Source organism: Streptococcus parasanguinis (genome assembly GCF_001074805.1).
Lineage (GTDB): Bacteria > Bacillota > Bacilli > Lactobacillales > Streptococcaceae > Streptococcus > Streptococcus parasanguinis_A.
In genome coordinates this window covers 1-241 of sequence record NZ_JUPI01000040.1, presented here as the reverse complement: position 1 = coordinate 241, position 241 = coordinate 1, and the positions used below count along the sequence as shown (strand labels likewise).

2 protein-coding genes are annotated in these 241 nt (G+C 39.4%); both read left to right on the top strand.

The features are described from left to right. The coding region (locus ADI76_RS02770) for a BMC domain-containing protein (protein ID WP_049514622.1) at positions 1–130 on the top strand (130 nt) is incomplete at its 5' end. 33 nt (positions 131–163) lie between these two features. After that, the coding region (locus ADI76_RS02765; RefSeq protein WP_049514619.1) for a BMC domain-containing protein at positions 164–241 on the top strand (78 nt) is incomplete at its 3' end.

Genomic DNA, 241 nt, shown 5'->3' with positions numbered 1-241 from the left:
TGCTGTTAAAGCTGCAACAGATGCAGGTGCAGCAGCAGCTGAAAACGTAGGTGAATTGATTTCAGTACATGTCATCCCACGTCCACATTCAGAAGTAGAAGTAATTTTACCACATCCATCAGCTGAATAATTAAGTTTAAGTCAATAATAGGAGGAAAAGAATATGTCAAACGCAAACGCATTAGGAATGGTTGAAACAAAAGGTTTAGTAGGTGCTATCGAAGCAGCAGATGCTATGGTA